Annotated in this window: 23 protein-coding genes and 1 tRNA gene; 14 read left to right on the top strand and 10 right to left on the bottom strand. The window is 72.6% G+C overall.

All coding sequences use genetic code 11. The features are described 5' to 3' along the window. The first annotated feature begins 47 nt into the window (after window positions 1-47). Both ABT296_RS24700 and ABT296_RS24695 read left to right on the top strand, forming a co-directional pair. Complete coding sequence (locus ABT296_RS24700) at window positions 48-791, top strand: molybdopterin-dependent oxidoreductase (RefSeq protein ID WP_351930811.1); 744 nt, start codon at window positions 48-50, stop codon at window positions 789-791. Further along, on the top strand, window positions 775-1,395 hold the full coding sequence (locus ABT296_RS24695) for a cytochrome b/b6 domain-containing protein (protein WP_351930810.1): 621 nt from the start codon (window positions 775-777) through the stop codon (window positions 1,393-1,395). The genes ABT296_RS24700 and ABT296_RS24695 overlap by 17 nt, the downstream gene beginning before the upstream one ends. Before the next feature lie 76 nt (window positions 1,396-1,471). Here the strand turns inward: ABT296_RS24695 and ABT296_RS24690 are convergent, their stop codons facing one another. Both ABT296_RS24690 and ABT296_RS24685 read right to left on the bottom strand, forming a co-directional pair. Continuing rightward, on the bottom strand, window positions 1,472-2,869 hold the full coding sequence (locus ABT296_RS24690) for a GntP family permease (RefSeq protein ID WP_351930809.1): 1,398 nt from the start codon (window positions 2,867-2,869) through the stop codon (window positions 1,472-1,474). Between the two features lie 51 nt (window positions 2,870-2,920). Further along, window positions 2,921-3,448 (bottom strand): gluconokinase, encoded by a 528-nt coding sequence (locus ABT296_RS24685; RefSeq protein ID WP_351930909.1) that lies wholly within the window; start codon window positions 3,446-3,448, stop codon window positions 2,921-2,923. 143 nt (window positions 3,449-3,591) lie between these two features. On the opposite strand from ABT296_RS24685, the gene ABT296_RS24680 reads away from it, so the two are divergent. Further along, on the top strand, window positions 3,592-4,293 hold the full coding sequence (locus ABT296_RS24680; RefSeq protein WP_351930808.1) for a FadR/GntR family transcriptional regulator: 702 nt from the start codon (window positions 3,592-3,594) through the stop codon (window positions 4,291-4,293). 291 nt (window positions 4,294-4,584) lie between these two features. Here the strand turns inward: ABT296_RS24680 and ABT296_RS24675 are convergent, their stop codons facing one another. The 4 genes from ABT296_RS24675 to ABT296_RS24660 all read right to left on the bottom strand — a co-directional run bounded on the left by ABT296_RS24675 (window position 4,585) and on the right by ABT296_RS24660 (window position 10,686). Continuing rightward, a complete protein-coding gene (locus ABT296_RS24675) occupies window positions 4,585-4,953 on the bottom strand; it encodes a YchJ family protein (protein WP_351930807.1) in 369 nt (122 codons plus the stop codon). Beyond that, window positions 4,950-6,329, bottom strand: coding sequence for a M1 family metallopeptidase (locus ABT296_RS24670; protein WP_351930806.1), 1,380 nt, complete (start codon window positions 6,327-6,329; stop codon window positions 4,950-4,952). Before ABT296_RS24670 ends, ABT296_RS24675 begins: the two co-directional genes overlap by 4 nt. A gap of 67 nt (window positions 6,330-6,396) precedes the next feature. Beyond that, window positions 6,397-10,248: a Pls/PosA family non-ribosomal peptide synthetase gene (locus ABT296_RS24665; protein WP_351930805.1), complete on the bottom strand. Its 3,852-nt coding sequence runs from the start codon at window positions 10,246-10,248 to the stop codon at window positions 6,397-6,399. Between the two features lie 350 nt (window positions 10,249-10,598). Then, window positions 10,599-10,686: transfer RNA gene (locus ABT296_RS24660), tRNA-Leu, on the bottom strand. 185 nt (window positions 10,687-10,871) lie between these two features. Between ABT296_RS24660 and ABT296_RS24655 the strand changes: the two genes are divergently transcribed. From ABT296_RS24655 to ABT296_RS24645, 3 genes are all read left to right on the top strand, one after another. Next, complete coding sequence (locus ABT296_RS24655; protein WP_351930804.1) at window positions 10,872-12,197, top strand: M20/M25/M40 family metallo-hydrolase; 1,326 nt, start codon at window positions 10,872-10,874, stop codon at window positions 12,195-12,197. Window positions 12,198-12,343: 146 nt separating this feature from the next. Further along, window positions 12,344-12,577, top strand: coding sequence for a chaplin ChpH (chpH, locus tag ABT296_RS24650; RefSeq protein WP_351930803.1), 234 nt, complete (start codon window positions 12,344-12,346; stop codon window positions 12,575-12,577). Between the two features lie 113 nt (window positions 12,578-12,690). Then, window positions 12,691-13,581, top strand: coding sequence for a chaplin (locus ABT296_RS24645; RefSeq protein ID WP_351930802.1), 891 nt, complete (start codon window positions 12,691-12,693; stop codon window positions 13,579-13,581). Between the two features lie 64 nt (window positions 13,582-13,645). Here ABT296_RS24645 and ABT296_RS24640 read toward each other — a convergent pair whose 3' ends face one another. Continuing rightward, on the bottom strand, window positions 13,646-13,834 hold the full coding sequence (locus ABT296_RS24640; RefSeq protein WP_005485166.1) for a DUF5703 family protein: 189 nt from the start codon (window positions 13,832-13,834) through the stop codon (window positions 13,646-13,648). 47 nt (window positions 13,835-13,881) lie between these two features. On the opposite strand from ABT296_RS24640, the gene ABT296_RS24635 reads away from it, so the two are divergent. Continuing rightward, window positions 13,882-14,619, top strand: coding sequence for a hypothetical protein (locus ABT296_RS24635; RefSeq protein ID WP_351930801.1), 738 nt, complete (start codon window positions 13,882-13,884; stop codon window positions 14,617-14,619). Between the two features lie 100 nt (window positions 14,620-14,719). On the opposite strand, the gene ABT296_RS24630 is transcribed toward ABT296_RS24635, so the two are convergent. Together ABT296_RS24630 and ABT296_RS24625 are read right to left on the bottom strand one after the other, a co-directional pair. After that, a complete protein-coding gene (locus ABT296_RS24630) occupies window positions 14,720-16,897 on the bottom strand; it encodes a helix-hairpin-helix domain-containing protein (RefSeq protein WP_351930800.1) in 2,178 nt (725 codons plus the stop codon). Continuing rightward, a complete protein-coding gene (locus ABT296_RS24625; protein ID WP_351930799.1) occupies window positions 16,894-17,880 on the bottom strand; it encodes an aldo/keto reductase in 987 nt (328 codons plus the stop codon). Before ABT296_RS24625 ends, ABT296_RS24630 begins: the two co-directional genes overlap by 4 nt. A gap of 171 nt (window positions 17,881-18,051) precedes the next feature. Here ABT296_RS24625 and ABT296_RS24620 point away from each other — a divergent pair, with 171 nt between their 5' ends. Further along, window positions 18,052-19,107, top strand: a complete 1,056-nt coding sequence (locus ABT296_RS24620) for an LLM class F420-dependent oxidoreductase (RefSeq protein WP_351930798.1) — start codon at window positions 18,052-18,054, stop codon at window positions 19,105-19,107. 238 nt (window positions 19,108-19,345) lie between these two features. Further along, the gene (locus tag ABT296_RS24615) at window positions 19,346-20,134 is read left to right on the top strand and encodes a ferritin-like domain-containing protein (protein ID WP_351930797.1); all 789 of its coding nucleotides are present in this window, start codon (window positions 19,346-19,348) and stop codon (window positions 20,132-20,134) included. A gap of 4 nt (window positions 20,135-20,138) precedes the next feature. On the opposite strand, the gene ABT296_RS24610 is transcribed toward ABT296_RS24615, so the two are convergent. Further along, complete coding sequence (locus ABT296_RS24610; protein ID WP_351930796.1) at window positions 20,139-21,128, bottom strand: magnesium and cobalt transport protein CorA; 990 nt, start codon at window positions 21,126-21,128, stop codon at window positions 20,139-20,141. A 62-nt stretch (window positions 21,129-21,190) separates the two neighbouring features. On the opposite strand from ABT296_RS24610, the gene ABT296_RS24605 reads away from it, so the two are divergent. The 5 genes from ABT296_RS24605 to ABT296_RS24585 all read left to right on the top strand — a co-directional run bounded on the left by ABT296_RS24605 (window position 21,191) and on the right by ABT296_RS24585 (window position 25,838). Further along, complete coding sequence (locus tag ABT296_RS24605; RefSeq protein ID WP_351930795.1) at window positions 21,191-21,877, top strand: histidine phosphatase family protein; 687 nt, start codon at window positions 21,191-21,193, stop codon at window positions 21,875-21,877. Between the two features lie 80 nt (window positions 21,878-21,957). Next, the gene (locus ABT296_RS24600; RefSeq protein WP_351930794.1) at window positions 21,958-22,548 is read left to right on the top strand and encodes a DUF3090 domain-containing protein; all 591 of its coding nucleotides are present in this window, start codon (window positions 21,958-21,960) and stop codon (window positions 22,546-22,548) included. Further along, window positions 22,512-23,330, top strand: coding sequence for an SCO1664 family protein (locus ABT296_RS24595; protein WP_351930793.1), 819 nt, complete (start codon window positions 22,512-22,514; stop codon window positions 23,328-23,330). Before ABT296_RS24600 ends, ABT296_RS24595 begins: the two co-directional genes overlap by 37 nt. Before the next feature lie 97 nt (window positions 23,331-23,427). Next, on the top strand, window positions 23,428-24,657 hold the full coding sequence (gene mshC / locus ABT296_RS24590; protein ID WP_351930792.1) for a cysteine--1-D-myo-inosityl 2-amino-2-deoxy-alpha-D-glucopyranoside ligase: 1,230 nt from the start codon (window positions 23,428-23,430) through the stop codon (window positions 24,655-24,657). Window positions 24,658-24,878: 221 nt separating this feature from the next. Next, window positions 24,879-25,838, top strand: a complete 960-nt coding sequence (locus ABT296_RS24585) for an SMP-30/gluconolactonase/LRE family protein (protein WP_351930791.1) — start codon at window positions 24,879-24,881, stop codon at window positions 25,836-25,838. Window positions 25,839-25,938 lie beyond the last annotated feature (100 nt).

The following is a 25,938-nucleotide window of genomic DNA, read 5'->3' as shown; positions in this document are numbered from 1 at the left end:
GCCCGCCGCCCCTGGCCCCACGGGGGCGCGGGTGCTCGAATGAAGAGGTGAACCCCGAACGACCCGAACAGCCCGAACGACCCGAGGAACGCGGCAAGCCCATCGGCCGCCGCGTCCTCCTCGGCACCCTGGGCCTGGGCGCCCTCGGCGTCGCCGGCGCGCCGGTCCTCCAGCGCGGTATGGAGTCCTTCCTGGCCGGCGCCGCCGAGCGGGACCCCACCGGCCTGACCGGACTCCTCCCCAACGGCGGCGGCTTCCGCTACTACTCGGTCGCCTCCTCCGTGCCCCGCAGGAACGCCGGGAACTACCGGCTCACCGTCGACGGACTCGTGGACCGCCCCGCCTCCTACACCCTGGCCGAACTGCGCGCCCTGCCGCAGACCAGGCTCGTCCGCGACGTCCAGTGCGTCACCGGCTGGCGGGTCCCCGGCACCCCCTTCGAAGGGGTGCGCCTGTCCCGGCTGCTGGACGCCGCGGGAGTGCGCCCCTCGGCCGGGGCCGTGCGCTTCACCTGCTTCGACGGCGTGTACACCGAGAGCCTCACCCTCGACCAGGCCCGCCGCTCCGACGTCCTGGTCGCCCTGCGCATGCAGGACAAGGACCTCGGCCACAGCCACGGCGGCCCGGCCCGCCTCTACGTGGCGCCCATGTACTTCTACAAGTCCGCCAAATGGCTCGCCGGCATCACCGTCACCGAGGACGTCCGCCCCGGCTACTGGGAGGAACGCGGCTACGACGTCGACGCCTGGGTGGGCCGCTCGAACGGACGCGACGATGCACCCACCGGCTGACCCGCCCGCCCCGGTCCGCGTCCCCCGCTTCGGCCGGGTCACCCGCTGGGTCCACCGCACCACCGCCCTGCTCATGGGCGTCTGCGTCGCCACCGCCGCCTGCCTCTACCTCCCCCAGCTCGCCGAACTGGTGGGCCGCCGCGCCCTGGTGGTCCGCCTCCACGAATGGTCGGGCCTCGCCCTGCCCGTCCCGCTCCTGGCGGGCCTCGCCTCCCGGGCCCTGCGCGCCGACCTCGGTCGGCTGAACCGCTTCGGCCCGCACGACCGCCGCTGGCTCGGCGCCGTCCTGCGCCGCGACCGCACCCCCGGGTCCCGGCCCGCCGCCAAGTTCAACGCGGGCCAGAAGATCTACGCGGCCTGGATCGCCGGCGCCACGCTGGTGATGCTCGGCACCGGCCTGATGATGTGGTTCACCCACCTCACCCCGCTGGTCTGGCGGACCGGCGCCACCTTCGTCCACGACTGGCTCGCCCTCACCATCGGCATCGTCCTGGCTGGCCACATCGGCATGGCCCTGGCCGACCCGGAGGCCCGCCGCGGCATGCGCACCGGCACGGTGAGCCCCGACTGGGCCGAGCGCGAACACCCGCTGTGGCGCCCCTGACCCGAAAACGGAACGGACCCGCCGCTCCCCGGTGCGGGGGAGCGGCGGGCCCGCGGGCGCCGTAGGGGCGGCGGCGCTATATGACCAGCGACAACAGCAGCACGATGCCACCGGCGACCACCGAGATGATCGTCTCCATCACCGACCAGGTCTTGATGGTCTGGCCGACGTCCAGGCCGAAGTACTCCTTCACCAGCCAGAAACCGGCGTCGTTGACATGGCTGAAGAAGAGCGAGCCGGCACCGATGGCGAGGACCAGCAGAGCCGTCTCACCGGTCGACATGCCCACCGCGAGCGGCGCGACCAGACCCGCCGCCGACACCGTGGCCACCGTCGCCGAACCGGTCGCCAGCCGGATCGCCACCGCGATCAGCCAGGCCAGCAGCAGCGCCGGGATCGACCAGTCCTCGGAGATCTCCAGGATCATCTGACCCACACCGGAGTCGATCAGCGTCTGCTTGAAGCCACCGCCCGCGCCGACGATCAGCAGGATGCCCGCGATCGGCGCGAGACCCTTCTCCACCAGCCCGGAGACCCGCTCCTTGGCGAACCCGGCGGGACGCAGCAGCGTGAAGATACCGACCAGCACGGAGACCAGCAGCGCGATCAGCGGCGAGCCGACCACGTCGAAGACCCGCTGCGTGGGGTTCTCCGGATCGTCGACGACGATCTCCACGAGCGCCCTGGACAGCATCAGGACCACCGGCAGCAGGATCGTGGCCAGCGTCGCGCCGAAGCCGGGACGCCGCTCAAGCTGCTCCGAGGCCCGCTGCGGGATCATCTTCTCGGGCGCCTGGACGTCCACCCAGCGGGCGGCGTAGCGGGAGAAGACCGGACCGGCGATGATCACCGTCGGGATCGCGACCAGCACACCCAGCGCCAGCGTGACGCCCAGGTTGGCCTGCACCGCGTCGATCGCGACCAGCGGACCGGGGTGCGGCGGCACCAGACCGTGCATCACGGACAGACCGGCCAGCGCCGGGATGCCGATGCGCATCAGCGAGTAGTTGCCGCGCTTGGCGACCATCAGCACGACCGGGATCAGCAGCACGACACCGACCTCGAAGAAGAGCGGCAGGCCGATCACCGAGGCGATCAGCACCATCGCCCACGGCATCGAGCGGCCGCTCGCCTTCGCGAGGATCGTGTCGACGATCTCGTCCGCGCCGCCGGAGTCGGCGAGCATCTTGCCGAGGATCGCGCCGAGGGCGATCAGCACGCCCACACCGGCGACGGTGGTGCCGAGCCCGGCGGTGAAGCTGGCGATCGCCTTGTCCAGCGGCGCCCCGGCGAACGCGCCCAGCGCCAGCGACCCGATGGTCAGCGCCAGGAAGGCGTGCAGCTTGAACTTGGTGATCAGCAGGACGATGACGGCGATGCCCGCCAGCACGGCGATGCCCAACTGGGCATGGCCGGCCGAGGTGATCGGCTCGACGGCGTCCGCTGCCAGCAGCTCGACATTGAGTCTGGTCACGGGAGGTTCCTTGCGGTTACGGGGGAGGGGGGAGGGAGCGCGTGGGGGGTGTTACGGCGCCGGAGCGGACGTCGTGCCGAGGGCGTCGAGCGCGGCCTTGGCGCGCGAGGTGATCTCCTCGGGGGAACCCGAGACGTCCACCACGACGCCCGCCTCGTCCGGCTGGAGCGGCTGGAGCGTGGCGAACTGGGAGTCCAGCAGCGCGGTCGGCATGAAGTGCCCCTGCCGCTGCCGCATCCGGTCCTCGATCAGCGCGCGGTCGCCCGCGAGGTGCACGAAGACCAGCCCCGGAGCGGCGGCCCTGAGCCGGTCGCGGTACGCCCGCTTCAGCGCGGAGCTGCTGGCCACCCCGCCCAGCCCGGTCCGCTCGTGCGCCCAGGCGCCGATGGCGTCCAGCCACGGCCACCGGTCCTCGTCGCCGAGCGGCACACCGGCCGACATCTTGTCGATGTTGGCCCGCGGGTGGAAGTCGTCGCCCTCGGCGTACGGGACGCCCAGCCGGGCCGCGAGCAGGGGACCGATCGTGGTCTTGCCGGTACCGGCGACGCCCATCACAACGACGACGTGGGGGGTGTGCATCACTGCCTCGCTGTCTTCCTCGACGAACGACGTCGACATCTGACGTCGGCCACACTGAAACCCATTAGGTACGACGAATTCAAGTGTCTGTGACGAATAAGTCTGACTTTTTGTTCCCGTGAGCTCCCCCGTACGCTGTGTGCATGAGCACAACCGGCCGGGGGCTGCACGGACAGGTCCTGGAAACCCTCGGCCCCGCGATCACCGCGGGCGACTACCCGCCCGGCAGCGTCCTACGCACCGACGAACTCGCCCAGCGCTTCGACGTCTCCCGCTCGGTGATGCGCGAGGCGGTACGCGTACTGGAGTCCATGTACCTGGTGGAGTCCCGCCGCCGGGTCGGTGTCACGGTCCGCCCCAGGTCCGAGTGGAACGTCTACGACCCGCAGGTCATCCGCTGGCGGCTGGCCGGCGCCGACCGCCCCCACCAGCTCCGCTCACTGACCGTGCTGCGCTCGGCGATCGAGCCGGTCGCCGCGGGCCTCGCCGCCAGGAACGCCACCGCCGAGCAGTGCGCGGAACTCACCGAGTGCGCCCTCGGCATGGTCGCCAACTCCCGAGGCCACCAGCTGGAGGGCTACCTCTTCCACGACATGGCCTTCCACCGGGTCATCCTCACGGCCTCCGGCAACGAGATGTTCGCCCGACTGGGCGACGTGGTCGCCGAGGTCCTCACCGGCCGCACCCACCACGAGGTCATGTTCGAAGACCCCGACCCCGCCGCGGTAACCCTCCACGTCCAGGTAGCCGAAGCAATCAGAGCCAAGGACGCCCCCCGAGCCGAACACCTGGTCCGAGAAATCACCACAGGCGCCCTCCAGGAACTGGACATCCTGGCCCCCTAAAACAGGGCAGCGGCCCGCCCCTGGGTCCCTTCTGGGGCGCGAGGAACTGCCCGACCAGCCCCAACGGCGCCATCTTTCAAGGGGCGCGGGGAACTGCGCGACAAGCCCCAACGGCGCCATCTTTCAAGGGGCACGGGGAACTGTGCGACAAGCCCCAACGGCGCCGCAGAGCCATCCGACAGGGGCGCGGGGAACTGCGCAAAACCCGACAACGGCGCCCAACCACCCACCCCCCAGGGGCGCGGGGAACTGCGCGACAAGCCCCAACGGCGCCGCAGCCGACCAACCCCCCTACTCCAAAAACTCCCCGTCCACGTAAACCCACGCCCCCTCAACCCGCTCGAACCGACTCCGCTCACACAAGGACCCACCCCGATAAGAGGCACGAAACTCCACCACCCCCGTGGAATGAAACGCGCTCCCCGCCTCCGTACGAAGAACCACCAGCCCAGTCCACCGCACCCCAGGATCAAGATCCAGCCCGGACGGCCGAGTCCGCGGATGCCAGGTCCGCAGCAAATAAGCCACATCCCCCCGAACGAACGCGCTGTACCGCGACCGCATCAACGCCTCAGCCGTAGGAGCCGCCACCGCCCCCGAGTGATACCGCCCACAACACCCCTCGTACGGCCCACCCAGCCCGCAAGGACAAACACTCACGCCGAAGCCCCCGCACTCGGCGGATACGGCGGCCGCGCAGGCATCGCCGTCACCGGAGTGGGCAACGGCGGCAACGCCCCCCGCCGCAACCACGCGTCGAACAACTCCTCCAACGGCTCACTCGCGAACCGCGCCGCATGCGCCGTGAACGTAGCCGTGGTGACCGCCCCACCCCGGTGCAGCGAAGCCCACCCCCGCAGCATCCGGAAGAACGACTCGTCCCCCATCGCGCAGCGCAACGCATGCACCGTCAACCCGCCCCGCTGATACAGCCGGTCGTCGAACATCAGCTTGCGCCCCGGGTCGGCCAGCTTCAGATCCTGCGCCTGCGAGGCCAGCAACCGATGGGCGGCGGCGGCCAGTTGCTGCGCCGTCCGCCCACCCGACCGCTCCGACCACAGCCACTCGGCGTACTTGGCGAACCCCTCGTTCAGCCAGATGTGCCGCCAGTCGGCGATCGAGACACTGTTGCCGAACCACTGGTGGGCCAGCTCATGTGCGACCAGCCGCTCCGAACCCCGCGCCCCGTCCACATGGTTGGCGCCGAACAGCGACAACCCCTGTGCCTCCACGGGCACATCGAGCTCCTCCTCGGTCACCACGACCGCGTACTCGTCGAACGGGTACGGCCCGAACAGCTCCTGGAACAGCTCCATCATCTGCGGCTGGCGCGCGAAGTCCCGGGAGAACCGCGGCAGCAGATGCGCCGGGATGTGCCCGTGCTGCGGCACCCCGCCCGGCCCCGGATCACCCAGCAGCACCGTCTGGTACTTCCCGACCGACAGCCCGACCAGATAACTCGACGTCGGCGCGGCCTGCTCGTACACCCAGGTCGTCGTGGACGCCTTCGTCGTCCGGGTCAGCAGCCGCCCGCCCGCGACCACCGAGTACGCCGACGGCGTCGTCACCGAGATCTGGTACGACGCCTTGTCCGCCGGACGGTCGTTGCACGGGTACCAGGACGGCGCCCCGACCGGCTGGCTCGCCACCAGCGCCCCGTCCTCCAGCTCCTCCCAGCCCAGCCCGCCCCAGGGGCTGCTGACCGGCTTCGGATTGCCCGACCAGTGCACCTCCACGGTGAACGCGGCACCCGGCCGGATCACCTTCGCGGGCTTCACCCGCAGCCGCCCCCCACGATGCGAGTAGTGCGGCTGCCGGCCGTCCACCCGGACCCGGCCGATCCGGAAATCGGCCAGGTTCAGCTGGAACTCGGCGACCGGCGACCGGCCCGCGATGGCGTTGATCCGCGCCGTCCCCGACAGCCGGTTGGGACCCGGGCGGTAGTCCAGCGCCAGCTCGTACCGATGCACCCGATAACGGGCATCGCCGTTGTCGGGGAAGTACGGGTCCGCGCCCATGGACTGCTGAACTGCCACTGCTGCGTCTGCTCCCTGCGCTGTGCTCGTACGACGTCCCCCGCCCCCGACGTCGTACGGGCCGCGCCTAGCGCCGCCACGCCTCGATCGGGTTGCCCAGCCAGCGCGTGTCGTCGGGAACGGACTCCGCGGCCATCACCAGCGACGCGGGACCCAACGTGGTGCGGGCCCCGACCGTGCTGCCGGGCAGGACGATTCCGCCAGGGCCCAGCGTCGCGCCCTCACGGAGGACCACAGTATCCGTCCGCAAGATCCGGTCGTGGAAGAGGTGCGTCTGCAGCACACAGCCCCGGTTCACCGTGGCCGCGTCCTCCAGGGTCACCAGATCCGTCTCCGGCAGCCAGTAACTCTCGATCCACACGCCCTTGCCGATCCGTGCGCCGAGCCCGCGCAGCCACACCGTCAACAACGGCGTACCCGGCACGGAACCCGCCAGCCACGGCACGGCCAGCACCTCGACGAAGGTGTCGGCCAGCTCGTTGCGCCACACGAACCCGCACCACAGCGGATGCTCCCCGCCGCGGTGCCGCCCGACGAGTGCCCACTTCGCCACGATCGACACCAGCCCCGCCACCCCGCCCGCGGCCAGCAGCACCACCCCGCCCAGCAGCCACGCCCAGCCGCCCAGCACACACAGCGCCGCCACCGTCAGCACCGCCAGCGCCGCCGAGCAGAACACCGGCACGATCCTGCACAGCTCCACCAGCCCGCGCGCCCACAGCAGCCGCGCCGGCGGATCGTACGTCCGGCTCCCGTCACCGCCGCCACTGCTGCGCGGCAGCTTCACCGGCGGCAGCCCCAGGTACGAGGTGCCCTTCTTGGCCTTCTTCGGCGTCGCCGACAGCACCCCCACCAGACCGCCGTCCGGCACGCTCCGCCCCGGCGCGGTCATCCCCGAGTTGCCGAGGAACGCCCGCCGCCCGATCTCGGCCCGCCCGATCCGCATCCAGCCGCCCCCCAGCTCGTACGGCGCCGTCAGCGTGTCGTCCGCGAGGAACGCGCCGTCGCCGACCGTGGTCAGACTGGGCAGCGCCAGCACCGTCGACACCTCCGCGCCCCGCCCGATCCGCATCCCCAGCAGCCGCAGCCACAACGGCGTGACCAGCCCCGCGTACAGCGGGAACAGCGTCTCCCGGGAGCGGTCCATCAACTGCGTCACGGTCCAGGCCTGCCACCCGACCCGGCTGTGCGTCGGGTACGTGCCCTCGCGCAGCCCCACACTCAGCAGCCGCACACCCACCAGGATCAGCAGCGCGTACGCCAGCCCGAAGGCGAGCGTCGCCGGCACCAGCGCCACCGCCGCGCCCGCCAGGGGAGCACCGGCGTCGACGAACGGGTACGCCACCGCGAGCGCCGCCGCACCCGACAGCACCGGCAGCGCGCTCAGCGCGAGACCGCTCGCGCCGTACATGGTCCGCCAGAACGTGCCCCGGCGCGGCCGCTCGCCCGGCAGGTTCCGCTTGGCCCGGCCCAGCTTCACCGCGGGCGCACCCGCCCAGCGCTGCCCGGTGGGGATCTGCCCCGTCACCGCCGAGCCCGGCGCCACCTCGGCCCGCTTGCCGACCCGGGCACCCGGGAAGAGCACACTGCGCGTACCGACCACGGCATGCGCGCCCACCTTGACCGCGCCGACCTCCAGCCGGTCCCCGTCCAGCCAGTACCCGGACAGATCCACCTCGGACTCCACGGCCGCGCCCCGCCCCAGTTTCAGCAGACCGGTCACCGGCGGCAGCGAGTGCAGATCGACGTCCGCACCCACCTTCGCGCCCAGCGCCCGGGCGTACCGCTCCAGCCAGCTCCCGGTCAGCGAGGTCGCCCCGCTGAACTCCGCGAGCCGCTCCGCCGTCCACAGCCGCAGATGGACGCTCCCACCACGCCGGTACCGGCCGGGCCGCAGCCCCCGCAGCAGCAGCCGGGCCCCGCCCGCCGCGACCGCGAGCCGCCCCGGCGGACTGAACAGCAGCAGCGCCCCGGCCGCCACCAGCCACCAGGGGGCGGTCGGCAGCCACGCGTACCCGGACAGCACATTGCCCAGCGCCGCCAGCGGCACCATCCAGCGCAGCCCGAGCAGCGTGAACAGCGGCAGCAGCACCAGCGCCTGCACGGCCTGCGCCCGCACGGGCACCGGCCGGACCGTCCGCCGGGCACCGTCGTCCTGCGCCGACTCCTCCAGGTGCCGCGCCAGCTTCCGCAGCGTCGGCCGCTGGTAGATGTCGAGCACGGCCGCGCTCGGATAGCGCACCCGCAGCTTCGTCGTCAGCTGGGCGGCCGCCAGGCTGCTCCCGCCGATCGCGAAGAAGTCGTCACCGGCGCCGGTCACCGGGATGCCGAGGACGGCCGTCCACTGCTCGGCGAGCCACGCCTCGGTGCCGTAGAGCTGTTCCGCCTCCGGGGTGGCGAGGTTCTCCAGCGGCCACGGCAGCGCGTTGCGGTCGACCTTTCCGCTGGTCCGGGTCGGCAGCTCCGCGACCGGCGCCAGCAGCGGCACCAGCGCCGCCGGCAGCTCGGCCCGCAGCCGCTGCACGGCCGCCGCCTGGTCCCACCCGTCCTGGGTGACGACGTACCCGACGAGCAGCTGGTTGCCGCTGCGCGCGGTCCGTACCGCCGCCGCCGCGCCGGCCACCCCGGGCAGCGCCTGGAGCGCCGAGTCCACCTCGCCCAGCTCGATCCGCCGCCCGCCGAGCTTGATCTGCTCGTCGGCCCGCCCCAGGAAGATCAGCCCCTCGGGCTCCGCCTTGACCAGGTCACCACTGCGGTACGCCCGCTCCCAGCCCAACGACCGCAGCGGCGCGTACTTCTCCGCATCCTTCTCGGCGTCCAGATAGCGGGCCAGCCCCACGCCGCCGATCACCAGCTGACCGCTGTCACCCATCGGGACCGGCTCCCCGGCCTCGTCGACCACGGCCAGCTCCCAGCCGTTCAGCGGCAGCCCGATCCGGATCGGTTCCGCGCCCGTCATCAGCGAGGCGCAGGCCACCACGGTCGCCTCGGTCGGCCCGTAGGTGTTCCACACCTCCCGCCCCTCGGTCACCAGCCGCTGCGCCAGCTCCGGCGGACACGCCTCACCGCCGAAGATCAGCAACCGTACGTCGTTGAGGGTCTCCGGCTCCCACAGCGCGGCCAGCGTCGGCACCGTCGAGACGACCGTGATCTCCTGCTCGACCAGCCACGGCCCGAGATCGGCGCCGCTGCGCACCTGCGACCGGGGCACGGGCACCAGACAGGCCCCGTACCGCCAGGCCAGCCACATCTCCTCGCAGGACGCGTCGAAGGCCACCGAGAGACCGGCCATGACCCGGTCGCCGGGCCCGATCGGCTCCTCGGCGAGGAACAGAGCGGCCTCCGCGTCCACGAACGCGGCCGCGCTCTCGTGACTGACGGCGACGCCCTTGGGCTTCCCGGTAGAGCCGGAGGTGAAGATGATCCACGCGTCGTGCCCGGTGCCGGGCCGCCCGGCGGGCACCTCCGACCGGCCGTGCGAGGTGATCGCGTGCCCCGCCCCGACGACGGCCCGCACCCCCGCCTCACCGAACACCAGCTCGGCCCGCTCGTCCGGGTCCTCCGCGTCGACCGGCACATAGGCCGCGCCGGCCGCGAGGACCGCGAGCACCGCGACGTAGAGATCGTTGGTCCCGGACGGCACCCGCACACCCACCCGGTCCCCGAGACCCACACCGGCGTCGGCGAGCAGCCGCCCCACCCGGGCGACCTCGACGGCCAGCGCGCGATAGGTCAGCCGGGTCCGGCCGTCGTCCAGGGCCGGCTCGTCCGGGTACGACCGCACGGACGCGTCGAGAATGTCGACCAGGGTGCGTGGTGAGGCCGCGTGACCTCCGGAGAATCGTGCCCTGTCACCGAATCGCTCGCGGATCTCTTCGTCGAGCAGACCGAGAGCGCTGCTCTCGTGTATGGCTGCCATCGGGTCCTCGCGTCTCGATCCCGGAAGCCTCCGGGGCGCCGGCGGGCCCGCAGGTCTGCCTGGGGTTGTCCGGCTCCGGCTCCGTAACAAGCCGGAAATTTTAGTACGACGCTAGGTGCGTCCCCCGGGCGCTGCCACCCAGCACGGCCTCCCGCGGGCCGTGCGCGTACCGAAGGCGAGGCGCTGACCTGCAGTTTTATGAGGGTGGGGAGAGATGCCCCACACAGAGCGGCAGGGTGACTGCGGAGCGTGTCGCCCGGCGGGGAACGGGGTCCATGAGCGCCGAAGGCCGGAAACGCGAAGTGCCGACCGGGATCGCTCCCGATCGGCACTCGATGCTGTGAACCAGCTGGTGTCCGAGGGGGGACTTGAACCCCCACGCCCGATAAAGGGCACTAGCACCTCAAGCTAGCGCGTCTGCCATTCCGCCACCCGGACAAGGTGTCTGTCGCGTGGGGTTTCCCCCGTGGCGACAGAGGAAACATTACCAGGCTTTCGAAGGGGGCCGATCACCCCCGCCCGGGCGTGAACGCCTCGTGACGTGCGAGGGGCGGGCTTGGGCCCGGCCGGTCCCAGGAGGAGGATGAGGGGAACCACCAGCAGTGACAGCGGGAGGAACCAGCGTGAGCGGGACGGACACGACCAGGAGCGTCACCAGCGAGGACGAGGTCGTGGACCTCTGCCGCGAGCTGATCCAGATCGACACCAGCAACTACGGCGACCACTCGGGCCCCGGCGAGCGCAAGGCCGCCGAGTACGTCGCCGAGAAGCTCGCCGAGGTGGGCCTCGAACCGCGGATCATCGAGTCGCACCAGGGGCGCGCCTCCACGGTGGCCCGCATCGAGGGCGAGGACCCCTCCCGGCCGGCCCTCCTCATCCACGGTCACACCGACGTCGTCCCGGCCAACGCGGCCGACTGGACCCACCACCCCTTCTCCGGCGAGATCGCCGACGGCTGCGTGTGGGGGCGCGGGGCCGTCGACATGAAGGACATGGACGCGATGACGCTGGCCGTCGTGCGCGACCGGCTGCGCAGCGGCCGCAAGCCCCCGCGCGACATCGTCCTCGCCTTCCTCGCCGACGAGGAGGCCGGCGGCACCTACGGCGCCAAGTACCTGGTCCAGAAGCACCCCGAGCTCTTCGAGGGCGTCACCGAGGCGATCGGCGAGGTCGGCGGATTCTCCTTCACCGTCAACGAGAAGCTGCGGCTGTACCTGGTGGAGACCGCCCAGAAGGGCATGCACTGGATGCGGCTCACCGTCGACGGCACCGCGGGCCACGGCTCGATGACCAACGACGACAACGCCATCACCGAGCTGTGCGAGGCCGTCGGCAGGCTCGGCCGGCACCAGTGGCCGGTCCGCGTCACCAAGACCGTGCGGTCCTTCCTCGACGAGCTCTCCGACGCCCTCGGCACCGAACTCGACCCCGAGAACATGGACGAGACGCTCGCCAAGCTCGGCGGCATCGCCAAGATGGTCGGCGCGACCCTGAAGAACTCGGCGGCGCCCACCATGCTCGGCGCCGGCTACAAGGTCAACGTCATCCCCGGCCAGGCCACCGCCCATGTCGACGGCCGCTTCCTGCCCGGGTACGAGGAGGAGTTCCTCGCCGACCTCGACCGGCTGCTCGGCCCGCGCGTCCGCCGTGAGGACGTGCACGCCGACAAGGCGCTGGAGACCGACTTCGACGGCAGGCTCGTCGACGCCATGCAGACCGCGCTGAGCGCCGAGGACCCCATCGCGCGCGCCGTGCCGTACATGCTCTCCGGCGGCACCGACGCCAAGTCCTTCGACGACCTCGGCATCCGCTGCTTCGGCTTCGCGCCGCTCCGGCTGCCGCCGGAGCTGGACTTCGCGGGCATGTTCCACGGAGTCGACGAGCGGGTGCCGGTGGACGGACTCAAGTTCGGTGTCCGCGTGCTCGACCGGTTCCTCGACGCGTCCTGAGAACGCCTGAACTCCCGATTCGCCCGCCCGTGCGGAAATAACTGAGAAGAGTGAATGCGACGATAAGCTCGTAGCTCCATTACTCCCTCCTCGTTACTGGTCATGTGATCCGTTACTTGGGATCGCATTGCCAACGAGGAGGAATAATGATCAAGAAGGTCGTCGCCGCTGCGGCTGCCACCGGTGGCCTGGTTCTCGCGGGTGCGGGTCTGGCCGTCGCCGACTCGGGTGCCCAGGGTGCCGCCGTGCACTCCCCGGGTGTGCTGTCCGGCAACGTGGTGCAGGTTCCCGTGCACATCCCGGTGAACGTGTGCGGCAACACGATCTCCGTGATCGGTCTGCTGAACCCCGCCTTCGGCAACACCTGCGTCAACCAGTGACCCTTCCTTTTACGGGTTGAGTTCCACGCCGTCGGTCCCGGAGCGCGTTCCATGCGCTCCGGGACCGACCGGTCTTTTCACTTTTCGTGTGGGGGAAGGCAGGTAATTCAGCGATGCGACAGGTCACCCGCAAGGGCCTGATGACCGTGGCGGCCGCGACCGGTGTGATCGCCGCCGCGGGGGGAACCGCCCAGGCCCACTCGGGGGCGAGCGGAGCCGCCGCGAACTCGCCCGGAGTCCTCTCCGGCAACACCGTCCAGGTGCCGGTCCATGTCCCGGTCAACGCCTGCGGCAACACCGTCGACGTCGTCGGGATCCTCAACCCCGCGGTCGGCAACACCTGCGTCAACCGCTCCGTCGGCGCGCACGGCGGGTACGGCGACGCCGACGGGCACTCCGGTGGACACTCCGGCGGCTCGGGAGGCTCCGGGGGCGCGCACTCCGGCGGTCACGCCTCGGACTCGCCCGGTGTCGGGTCCGGCAACCATGTCGAGGTGCCCGTCCACGCGCCCGTCAACGTCTGCGGCAACAGCGTCGACGTCATCGGGATCGGCAACGGCACGACGGGCAACGACTGCGCGAACGACGGAGGCGGCTACGGCGGATCCGGCGGGGGAGGGCAGACCCGGCCGGGCGGCGACGGCGGAGGACACGGCGGCGAGCACGGGGGCGGGGGCGGCGGGCACAACCCGCCGGGATCCGGCCATGAGAACCCCGGCGGCCCGTCCGGGAACCCCGACGACCGGGGCAACCCCGGCGACGGCGGCAGCCCCGACGACCGGGGCAACGGGGGCGGCGGCACCGCGTCCACCTCGGGCGGCACCCACCCCGACGGCACCCCGCTGACCGACGGCCCGGGGACGCACTCGGTAGCGCAGTCCTCGGCGGGCGGTCTGCTCGCCGCGACCGGCGCCGAACTCCCCCTGGGACTGGCCCTGCCCGTGGGCGCCGGCGCCGTCCTGGCGGGCGCCGTGCTGTACCGCAGGGCACGCGCCGCGGCCTGAGCACCCACCCACGACGGAGCGGGCCCCGCCGGTCAAGCGGGGCCCGCTCCGTATCCGGCCGCTCTCACCAGGTGGCGCGTACCTGCCGGATGATCCTCCGGCGCAGCCGCACCCTGCGGCTTCCGTCGCGCAACAGGCTCAGTCGGTCCAACTCCCAGTGTCCGTACTCGGCATGGTCCGTCAGCAGACGTGTGGCGTCCTTGCGGGAGACCCCGCGCGGTACGTACACGTCGACAAATTCGTATTCCGGCATCGCATCTATTGTGCGGGCTGGGGCCCGGTACGGATAGCGTCTGCACTATGTCTGATGCTGCGCAGCCCACCGCTGCCGAGGTACGCGCCGCCGCCGAGGCGGTCAAGACCGCGCTCGACCGCCATCTCGCCGCGGTCGAACGCAGGTCGGGGGAGGACGACCCGGCCGTCTACGACGCGTTCAACCTCCTGGCCACCGCCGCGGAGGCGTACGACGAGCTGCTCTACGACCGGTACGACGAGGTCACGCCCTTCGAGATCCCCGGCACGGACGACGGTCTGCCCCCGTACGCGGGTCCCGAGGAGCCGAACGCGCTGAGCGTGCTGATCCGCCGCGACTACACCGTGGCGGAACCGCAGCGGCTGCTGGCACAGGCACGGCGAGTGGAGGCCGCGGACCACGACGCGGACCTGGACGAGGAGGCGTCGGGCACCGTCCACGGTGCGCTGGGCATCCTCTTCGGCGAGTTCGAACCGGACGAGATCGCCTCCCGGCACAAGGAGTTCGGCCTGGAGGAGGGCGACTCCACGCTCTGGGTGACCGCGGCCGACGAACCGGCCGACGCCGGCGAATGGCTGGAGACGCCGTTCGAACAGCTCGACCCGCAGCAGGTGGTCTGCCGCTTCGACGTCAGCGCGGTCTTCGACGACGAACTCGACGAACTCGACGACGAGGACGACGACACCGACGGCCCCGGCCAGGAGACGGACGAGGCCGACGACGACCTGGACGCGGAGTTGGTCGACGACGAGGAGGACCTGGAACCGCTGGACGCCGATCGCTGATCCCGTCCGCCGGCCGCGCCGCCGGATCCACGCACGCACGCGGGGGCGGTGGCCCGGAGTTCCGACTCCGGGCCACCGCCCCCGCCGCGTACGGTCGCCGCTACCGGCCGTCCGCCGGGACCTGCGGCGCGAGCAGCTCCGCCAGCCGCGTCGTCCGGGGCTTGGCCGCAACCTCGGCCACGGCCCGGGGCAGCGCCTGCTCCACGCCGTGCACCACGGACAGATGCCGCTCCGCCCGGCCGAACGCCGTGTACACCCACGGCCTGCTGAGCGCCCCCGCCGCGTCACCGGGCAGCACGACCACGACCGCGGGCCACCGGCTTCCCGCCGCCTGATGCGCGGTGAGTGCCCACCCGTGCCGCACGGACTGCTCCACCCGCTCCTTCGGTACGACGACGTCCTCGCCCGCGCAGGACAGGTGCAGCCCGTCCGCGTCGGCCGTGACCACGCGGCCCGGCACCGTACGCCCCGGCGCGGGGGAGTAGGCGATCTTGTCGCCCGGGTCGAAGCCGCCGAAGCGGCCGGGGCCGGGGTTGAGCCGCTCCTTCAGCGCGCTGTTGAGCGCCCAGGTGCCGGCCGCCCCGCCGTGGCCCGGGGTGATCACCTGGGTGTCCTCGGGCTGGATGCCGATCGCCCGGGGCACCGAGTCGGCGACGAGCTGCACCGTCCGGTGCACGGCCTCACCGGCGTCCCGCACCGGCACGATCACGACCTCCTTGCCGGGCGCCTCGACCTGGCTCAGCTCCCCGATCCCGATGCCCGAGACCAGCTCGCCGAGCGGGCCGGGGTCAGGCCGCCGGGAGGCGATCTGCGGACAGACCCGCGCGGCCAGCAGATCCGCGAACACCCGCCCCGCCCCGGCCGACCACAGCACCCCGGGGTCCCCGGCCAGTACCAGCCGGGCCCCGTCCGGCAGCGACTCCACGACCAGCGCGGCGGTCTCCACGTCCAGTTGGGGCGAGTCGAGCAGGACCAGCAGGTCGAGGTCGAGGGCCCCGTCCGCGTCCCGCCCGGGTCCTTCGGCACCGGAGAGCAGTCCGGCGACCGTGGCGACGTGCGTGTCCTCGCCGAGCAGCGCGGCGAACGCGCCCCGGCCCAGCGGCCCGTGGGCGGCGGCCCAGGCGCGCAGCCCCGTGCCGTGCGCCGCGCGCAGCAGCGCCGCCGGCTCGGCGAGCGAGGCCGCCCCGCCGGTGTGCAGGACCAGCGCGTGACCGGCGACCGCCCGGATCAGCTCCCCGGCCGACCCCCCGGCGGCGTCGGCGGCCTCCTCCCAGCCCGACCCTGAACCAGCCTCCTCCGGCTTGGAGTTGAGCAGTCGGCCCAGACCGTCGGCGAGGCTCTCCTCGGCCAGGGCGTACCGCTCCAGACCGACCAGGACCCGCACGGGCCGTTCCGCACCGTCCTCGCCGCCGTCCTCGGCCGCCCCCTCCTCCTCGCCCGCACCCGGCTCGTCGTCGACCGCGTCCTGGAAGGCCAGCACCTCCCCCTCGGCCAGGGCGTTCTGCACGGCGGCGTCGGCGTCCGGCACGCCCTGCCGGACCAGCGCCGCGGTGAGCGTCGGCAGTTCCAGCGCGGTGTGCCCGGCCACGGCGGCCTGCTCCAGCAGCCAGACCGTCCGGGCGCGCCCGCGCCGCTCGTCGTCCGGACCGCACTCCGCGCCGAGCAGCGCCCGCGCGAACCCGTCGGCCTGCTCCGGCCGGACCCCGCCGACCCGCAGCAACTGCCAGGGATCCGCCCGCAGACGCTCCGCCGCGCCCTCCCCGAGCGCCGCCGCGGCCTGCGCGGCGAGCGGGGCCGGGGCACCGCCCTCGGCGAGCACCTTCCGTACGTCCTCCACGGTCCCCGGCGCGGCCGCGGCCGGTGCCTCGGCGGCCGCCGGCACGGTCCGCCGTACCGGCTCCGGGGCCGGCCGCCGGGGAGCGGGAGCGGGATCGGGCTCGGCGAAGACGGTGGCCGTGGGCTTCGCACCGCCCTCCACGGCGCGGACGGCGGCCAGCAGGTCGGCAGCGGTGCCACTGAGCTTGGCCCCGGCCTCGACGGGCCCGGACCGCTCGGCCCTGCGCCGCGCGATCCGCTCCCGCTCCACCCGCTGGGCGGCGAGTTCGGCCTCGGCCTCGCTCACCTGCTTGGCGCCCTCACCGCCGCCCTCACCGCTCTCGCCCGCGGCGGCGCCCGCCCCCTCCGCGTCCTCCTTCACGCCCTCCGGCTCCGCACCCTCGGGTGTCCCGTCCGGCGTTCCCGGTCCGGTCTCTCCCGCGGTCTCGGGCTCCGTGCTCACAGCGTGCTCCAGTCGTGATCGGGATAGCGGTGCACGGGCGCCGACACGTCGTCGAGAGCCCGGCAGATCTCGTCAGGAAGACTAAGGGCCTCCACTGACAACGCCCCCGTGAGCTGCTGCGCGTTGCGCGCGCCGATGATCGGGGCCGTGACCCCGGGCCGGTCGCGGACCCACGCGAGGGCCACCTGGAGCGGGGTGACCGCGAGCCCGTCCGCCGCGGTCCGCACCGCGTCCACGATCCGGCTCGCGGTGTCGTCGAGATAGGGCGCCACGAAGGGCGCCAGATGATCGGAGGCGCCCCGGGAGTCGGGCGGCGGAGTGGCGGCCCGGTACTTGGCGGTGAGCACCCCGCGGCCCAGCGGGGAGGAGGGCAGCAGGCCGATGCCGAGGTCCAGCGCGGCCGGCAGCACCTCGCGCTCCACGCCCCGCTGGAGCAGCGAGTACTCCAGCTGCGTACCGGCCAGCCGGGTCCGTATGCCCGGCGCCGCCAGCTGCCAGGTCGCGGCCTTGGCGAGCTGCCAGCCGCAGAAGTTGGAGACCCCCGCGTACCGGGCGCGGCCGCTGCTGACGGCGATGTCGAGGGCCTGGAGGGTCTCCTCCAGCGGGGTCTCGGGGTCGTAGGAGTGGATGTGCCACAGGTCGACGTAGTCGGTGCCGAGCCGGGCCAGCGAGGCGTCCAGCGCGGCGAGCAGATGGCCGCGCGAGCCGTCGACCCGGCGGTCCGGGTCGGGCACGCTGCCGGCCTTGGTCGAGATGACCAGGTCCCGGCGCGGCACCAGCCCCTCCATGAGCTGCCCGAGCAGGTACTCGGCCTCTCCGTCGCCGTAGACGTCCGCCGTGTCGACGAGGGTGCCGCCGGCTTCCCAGAAGGTCTTCAGGAGGTCCGCGGCGTCATGCTCGTCGGTGTCCCTGCCCCAGGTGAGTGTGCCGAGTCCGATACGGGACACACGAAGGCCGGTCCGGCCGAGATGCCTCTGCTCCATGGACGCCGAGATTACTGGCCAGAGCCTTCCAGATGGGTGCCTGTGGATAACCAGTTTCGCCGTCAACGACATCGGCGCCCGCGCCGTACCCCGCCACCCTCCCCGCCAGGGGCGTCACCGCGCTAAGGTCTCGGGAACAGGGACGTTACTGATCAGTAAGGGGAATCGGCCATGCAGCTCGGGATCAACCTCGGCTACTGGGGTGCCGGAATGGACGGCGACAACCTCGCCGTCGCCCAGGAGGCCGACCGCCTCGGCTACGCCGTCTGCTGGGCCGCCGAGGCCTACGGCTCGGACGCCGCCACCGTGCTCAGCTGGGTCGCAGCGAAGACCGAGCGCATCGACGTCGGCTCGGCGATCTTCCAGATCCCGGCCCGGCAGCCGGCGATGACGGCCATGACCGCCGCCACCCTCGACTCCCTCTCCGGCGGCCGCTTCCGCCTCGGCCTCGGCGTCTCCGGACCCCAGGTCTCCGAGGGCTGGTACGGCGTCAAGTTCGACAAGCCGCTGGCCCGCACCCGCGAGTACGTCGAGATCATGCGCAAGGCGATGAGCCGCGAGCGCCTCAGCCACGACGGCGAGCACTGGACGCTGCCGCTGCCCGACGGCCCCGGCAAGCCCCTGAAGCTCACCGTCCACCCCACCCGTGAGCACATCCCGCTGTACATCGCCGCGATCGGCCCCAAGAACCTGGAGCAGACCGGCGAGATCGCCGACGGCGCGCTGCTGATCTTCCCCTCCGCCGAGCACCTGGAGGACACGGCGATCTCGTACCTGCGCGCGGGCCGCGAGAAGGCCGGCAAGACCCTCGACGGCTTCGACGTCTGCCCGACCCTGCCCCTCGCCCTCGGCGAAGACAAGGACGTGGCGGCCCTCGCCGACACCTTCCGTCCCTACACCGCCCTGTACGTCGGCGGCATGGGCAGCCGCAAGCAGAACTTCTACAACCAGCTCGCCCGGCGCATGGGGTACGAGAAGGAGGCCGTCGAGGTCCAGGAAAAGTACCTCTCCGGCGACAAGCAGGGCGCCGCGGCCGCCGTACCGCACGACCTGATCGACAAGACCGCCCTGCTGGGCTCGGTCGACCGGATCGCGGACCGGATGAAGGCCTACGCCGCCGCCGGCGTCACCACCCTCACCCTCGCCCCCGCCGGCTTCACCCTCGACGAGCGCCTCGCCGCCCTGCGCGCCGGCACCGAGGCCCTGGAGCGCGCCGGACTCGCGTGAAGCCCGGCGGGAGACCCGCGGGAAAGTTCCGCGGCCGTGGTGGGGGCTCGGGGGTCTTCCCCGCCACGGCCGTCACGCGGAACAACGCGCCACCCGCCCGCGCGGTTACGCCCCGAGCGTGACCCCGCGGGTCCTCCTTTTGGCGGAGTTGTCCGACACAACTGTTGCGGCATCCCTCGCACCGCATTTGACTCGTTCTTTGCGGAGTTCCGTGCAGGCACGCAGAGAGGTGCTCACGATGCTTTCGGCCAAGAGTCTGTTCCAGGAGATCCTCGACAACGACGAGTCCTTCGCACTGTTCTGCTCCATCGCCGCGAGCGGGGAGTCCCAGGGCGGCTGGGAGAACGCCCGGATCGCCGCGCTCGTCCCCGAAGGGGAACGCGCACTGGCGCCCAAGATCACCCGCCACGGCGCCGACGAGGACAAACACGGGCGGATCTTCACCGCCCTGATGAAGAAGCGCGGACTGGAAGCCGTCCCCGTCCCGCCCGAGACCGACTACACGATGCTCCTGGAACGGCACGGCATCGGCCTGGCCCACGAGAAGCTCAAGGGCGAGGAACAGCTCACCGTGCCCGACATCGTCACCTACCTCGCCCACAGCAGGGTCACCGAACAGCGCGCCTCCGAGGAGATGGAGCTGCTGCGCAAGCACTTCTCCGACCACCCCGACCTCGGCCGCGCGGTACGGATGATCTCCAACGACGAGGACAACCACCTCGCCTACTGCCACGAGGAACTGCTGCGCTTCGCCCGCGCCGGCCACGGCCGCGCGATCCAGCAGGCCCTCAGGGAGTGCGCGCTCGCCGAGATCCGCGTCTACCGGGACGTCAGCCTCGCCGTCATGGCCCACATGGGCCGCATCCTCGGCTGGCCGCGCGCCAAGTCCGCGGTGCTCGCCGCGGGCATCCGCGCCGTGTACGCCTGGGAACGGGCCGCGGGCTGGCGCCGCATGGTCTCCCTGGAGATGCCCGAGCGCCGCGACGCCCTCGGCGGCCCCGCCACCTCCGCCCCCGAGTTCGCCTAGCGCCTCACAGCCAGCCCCTGCTCTTGAACGTCCGGTAGAGCAGGACCTCCAGGGCGGCCATGATCCCGATCACGGCCGGGTACGACCACGCCCAGTGCAGCTCGGGCATGTGGTCGAAGTTCATGCCGTAGATCCCCGCGATCATCGTGGGGACCGCGGCCATGGCCGCCCACGCGGAGATCTTCCGCATGTCGTCGTTCTGCCGGACGCTCATCTGCGCCAGATGCGCCGAGAGGATGTCCGACACCAGCCGGTCCAGGCCCTCCACCGACTCGTTCACCCGCGTCAGGTGGTCGCCGACGTCCCGGAAGAACGGCCGCGCCGCGTCGTTCACGAACGGCACCGACATCCCCCCGCCCGTCCCCGCCAGCCGTGCCACCGGCATCGCCAGGGGTCCCGTGGCCCGCCGGAACTCCAGGATCTGCCGCTTGAAGGTGTAGATGCGGGACGCCGCGTGCCGGGAGCCGCCGCTCGGCGAGAACACGTCCGCCTCCAGCTCCTCCAGGTCGGTCAGCAGCTCCGCGGCGACCTCGACGTAGTGGTCCACCGCCGCGTCCGCCACGGCGTACAGCACCGCGGTGGGCCCCTTGGCGAGCAGCTTCGGCTCCCGCTCCAGCCGCGCCCGCACCGCCTTCAGCGGCGCCCCCTCGCCATGACGGACCGTCACCGCGAAGGAGTCACCGAGGAAGACCATCACCTCACCGGTGGAGACGGCGTCGCTGCGCGGCTCGTACACCACCGGCTTCAGGACCACGAACAGGGAGTCGTCGTACACCTCCAGCTTGGGCCGCTGATGGGCCTTCAACGCGTCCTCGACGGCCAGCGGATGCAGCCCGAACTCCTGGCTGACCAGGTCGAACTCCTCCGGCGACGGCGCGTGCAGGCCGATCCAGACGAACCCGCCCGCCGCCCGCGCCGCGCCCAGCGCGTCGGAGAGGTCCCGCGGGCCCTCGGTCCGCCGCCCGTCCCGGTAGATGGCACAGTCGACGATCACGGAGCGTATTCTCCCGTCCACTCCCGGCCGACGCACCCGGAGGTACGCCTACCCTGGGCCGCATGCCCACCCTGATCCTGGTCCGGCACGGACGTTCCACCGCCAACACCGAAGGGCTGCTCGCCGGCTGGACCCCCGGCGTCGCCCTCGACGAACGCGGCGCCGCACAGGCCGCCGCCCTCCCCGGACGCCTCGCCGGGCTGCCGATCTCCGAGGTCGTCGCCAGCCCCCTGCAACGCTGCCGGGAGACCGTCGCGCCGCTCCTCGAATCCCGGCCCGGGCTGGACGTCCACACCGACGAGCGGATCGGCGAGTGCCACTACGGCGACTGGTCCGGCCGCAAGCTCGCCGAACTCAAGGACGAGCCGCTGATGGACGTCGTCCAGGCCCACCCCTCGGCCGCCGCCTTCCCCGGCGGGGAGTCCATGCGCGCGATGTCGACACGCGCCGCCGAAGCCGTACGCGAGTGGAACGCGCGCGTGGAGCGCGACCACGGCGCCGACGCCGTGTACCTGATGTGCTCGCACGGCGACATCATCAAGTCGCTCGTCGCGGAGGCTCTGGGGCTTCATCTCGACCTCTTCCAGCGGATCGCTGTGGAACCTTGTTCCATCACAGCGATCCGTTACACCCGTCTGAGGCCGTTCCTCGTCCGCCTCGGCGACACCGGGGACTTCGCCTCCCTCGCGCCGCGCGAGGAACCGCCCGCCGGCGACGCCCCGGTGGGTGGCGGTGCGGGCGCACCGTGATCGCCGGGAGCAGTAGGGTGAAGCGGTCGCGGTAGCGGCCCCGCTCACGAGTCCCCTCACGATTCCCATGGAGACAGGACGTGTCCCGTCAGGTGTTCCTCTACGACCCGCCGGAGCGTTTCGTGGCCGGCACGGTCGGACTGCCCGGACGCCGTACGTTCTTCCTCCAGGCGTCCGCCGGCTCCCGGGTGACCAGCGTGGCCCTGGAGAAGACCCAGGTCGCGGCCCTCGCCGAACGCATGGACGAACTCCTCGACGAGGTCGTACGGCGCACCGGGGGCAGCGCCCCGGTCCCCGCCATGGCACCCAACGAGGTCTCCGACACCGCCCCCCTCGACACCCCGATCGAGGAGGAGTTCCGGGTCGGCACCATGGCGCTGGCCTGGGACGGCGACGAACAGCGCATGATCGTGGAGGCGCAGGCCCTGGTCGAGCTGGAGGCCGAGTCCGACGAGGACCTCGCCGAGGCCGAGGAGCGGCTCCTGCAGGACGAGGAGAACGGCCCCCCGATGCTGCGGGTCCGCCTCACCGGCGCGCAGGCCAGGGCCTTCGCCAAGCGCGCCCTGGACGTCGTCAACGCCGGGCGGCCGCCGTGCCCGCTGTGCAGCCTGCCCCTGGACCCGGAGGGACACGTATGTCCGCGCCAGAACGGATACCGTCGCGGAGCGTGACCCCGACGGCCCTGCTCACCGAGGGCGAGCTGACCGTACGCGGCCGCATCCGCGAGGCCTCCAACGCCGCCCTGTTCTGCACCGTCTCCCTCGGCGGCCAGGAGGCGTCCTGCGTCTACAAGCCGATCGCCGGCGAGCGGCCGCTGTGGGACTTCCCCGACGGCGACCTCGCCCGGCGTGAGGTCGCCGCGTACACGGTCTCCGAGGCGACCGGTTGGGGCCTGGTCCCGCCCACCGTGCTGCGCGACGGCCCCTACGGCGAGGGCATGTGCCAGCTGTGGATCGACGTCGTGCCCGGCGCCGAGCTGCTCGCCCTGGTGGACCGGGAGGAACCCGGGCCGGGCTGGCGCGCCGTCGGCTTCGCCGAGGTCGGCGAGGGCCGCACGGCCCTGCTGGTGCACGCCGACGACGAGCGGCTGCGCCGCCTCGCCGTCCTGGACGCCGTCATCAACAACGCCGACCGCAAGGGCGGCCATCTGCTGCCCGCGGCGGGGGAGCGGCTCTACGGCATCGACCACGGCGTCACCTTCAACGTCGAGGACAAGCTGCGCACCCTGCTGTGGGGCTGGGCGGGCGAACCCCTGACCGCCGAGGCCGTCACCGTACTGGAGGGCCTCCAGCGGGCGCTCGCGGCCGACGGGGCCCTCACGGCCGCCCTCACCCCCCTGATCACCGCCGCCGAGCTCGACGCCACGCGCGCCCGGATCGCCGCGATGCTCACCTCCGGCACCCACCCCGAGCCGGGCGGCGAATGGCCCGCGATCCCCTGGCCCCCCGTATAGCCCCAGCACACCGGCCCCGCACCCGCAAGAACGCCTTACCGGCCATCCGGCCCGATCCGGTTCGTATATGGAACCGCGGTCCGGTTACGCTCATGACATGTATGCCTGGCCCGCTTCTGAGGTCCCCGCCCTGCCCGGCGAGGGCCGCGACCTCCGGATCCACGACACCGCGACCGGTGGACCCGTCACCCTCGACCCCGGTCCTGTCGCCCGTATCTACGTCTGCGGGATCACCCCGTACGACGCGACCCACATGGGTCACGCGGCGACCTACAACGCGTTCGACCTCGTGCAGCGCGTGTGGCTCGACACCAAGCGGCAGGTTCACTACGTCCAGAACGTCACCGACGTCGACGACCCGCTGCTGGAGCGCGCCGAGCGCGACGGCCTCGACTGGGTGGCGCTCGCCGAGAAGGAGACCGCCCTCTTCCGCGAGGACATGACCGCCCTGCGGATGCTGCCCCCGCGGCACTACATCGGCGCCGTCGAGGCGATACCCGGCATCGTGCCGCTCGTCGAGCGGCTCCGGGACGCGGGCGCCGCCTACGACCTGGACGGCGACATCTACTTCTCCGTCGAGTCCGACGCCCACTTCGGCCAGGTCTCCCACCTCGACGCCGCCGCCATGCGGCTGCTCTCCGCCGAGCGGGGCGGCGACCCCGACCGCCCCGGCAAGAAGAACCCCCTCGACCCGATGCTGTGGATGGCGGCCCGGGAGGGCGAGCCGAGCTGGGACGGCGGCTCCCTGGGCCGGGGGCGCCCCGGCTGGCACATCGAGTGCGTCGCCATCGCCCTGGACCACCTCGGCATGGGCTTCGACGTCCAGGGCGGCGGCTCCGACCTCGTCTTCCCGCACCACGAGATGGGCGCCTCGCACGCCCAGGTGCTGACCGGCGAGTTCCCGATGGCCAAGGCGTACGTCCACGCCGGCATGGTCGCCCTGCACGGCGAGAAGATGTCCAAGTCCAAGGGCAACCTGGTCTTCGTCTCGGCGCTGCGCCGCGAGGGCGTCGACCCGGCCGCCGTCCGCCTCACGCTCCTCGCCCACCACTACCGGTCCGACTGGGAGTGGACCGACCAGGTGCTCCAGGACGCCAAGGACCGCCTCGCACGCTGGCGCGCCGCCGTCTCCCGGCCCGACGGGCCGCCCGCCGAGGCGCTCGTCGAGGAGATCCGCGAGGCACTCGCCGACGACCTCGACGCCCCGGCCGCCCTCGCCGCCGTCGACCGCTGGGCCGCGCTCCAGCAGGAACGCGGCGGCGAGGACATCGCCGCCCCCGGCGTCGTCTCGCGCGCCGTGGACGCGCTGCTCGGCGTCGCCCTGTAGGGCACACCGGCGTACCGGAGGGCGCCTCCCCGCACCGGGGCGCCCTCCGGCACGCACGGTCCGTCAGTGAACGGACGGAGCGTCACAACCCGGTCAGCTGCTGTCGAGACGCTGTCGAACGGCTGTGGGGTGCTGTGAGGGACGCGGCCCGTGTGATGGGCTGGACCCCCAGTCGACGTCGGACCGGCCTGCCGTCGGTCCCTCACGCGGAAGGGCTCCCCGTGGCTCCCACTCACGGTTCCTTCGCACAACCCCTCAGCCGCCGCGGCCTGTTGACCGCGGGCGCCGCGGCGACCGGTGCCGCACTGGTCGGCGCGCCCGCGCGGGCCGCCTCCGGACCGGCCGTCATCCCCCTGCCCAACGGCTTCCGCCCCGAGGGCATCACCATCGGCGGCGGCCCCTACGCCTACCTCGGCTCCCTAGGCGACGGCTCCCTCCACCGCCTCGACCTGCGCACCGGCACCGGCACCCTCGTCTCGGCCGGACCCGGCACGCCCTCGGTCGGCCTCAAACTCGACCACCGCGGACGGCTGTTCGTCGCCGGGCGGGCCCAGGGCGCCCGCGTGGTCGACGCCCGCAGCGGGGAGATCCTCGCCTCGTACCCGCTGAGCACCACCACGCCCACCTTCGCCAACGACGTGTTCCTCAGCCCGCGCGCGGCCTGGTTCACCGACTCCTACCAGCCCGTGCTGTACGCCCTCCCGCTCGGCCGGCACGGCCAGTTGCCCGGACCGGACACCGTCGTGCGGATCCCCCTCGGCGGCGCCTGGAGCCAGGTGCCCGGCGAGGTCGTCAACGCCAACGGCATCACCCGCACCCCCGACGGCTCGGCGCTCCTGGTGGTGCAGTCCGGCGTCGGCGTCCTGCACCGGGTGGACCCGCGCACCGGGGTCACCGCACCGGTCGACCTCGGGGACGCGGCCCCGCTCACCAACGGCGACGGCCTGCTGCTCATCGGACGGACCCTGTACGTCGTGCAGAACCGGCAGAACGCCGTCGACGTGTTCACGCTGGCCGGGGACGGCCGCAGCGGGGTCTTCCGCCGCCGCATCACCGACCCCGCCTTCGACGTGCCCACGACGGTGGCGGCCTTCCGGGGGCGGCTCTACCTGCCCAACGCCCGCTTCACCACGACCCCGACGCCCGACACGACCTACTCCGTGGTCTCCGTACCCAAGTGACCCCGGCAGGCGTATGACACGGGAGGGCGGTGCGCCGGTGCGCCCGACGGCTGGACGCAGATCACCTCGATCCCGGGGGCGAGGTCCTTGAGGACATGAC

The organism is Streptomyces sp. NPDC000983 (assembly GCF_040299205.1).
Taxonomy (GTDB): Bacteria; Actinomycetota; Actinomycetes; order Streptomycetales; family Streptomycetaceae; genus Streptomyces.
This window is presented reverse-complemented; position numbering and strand designations above follow the sequence as displayed.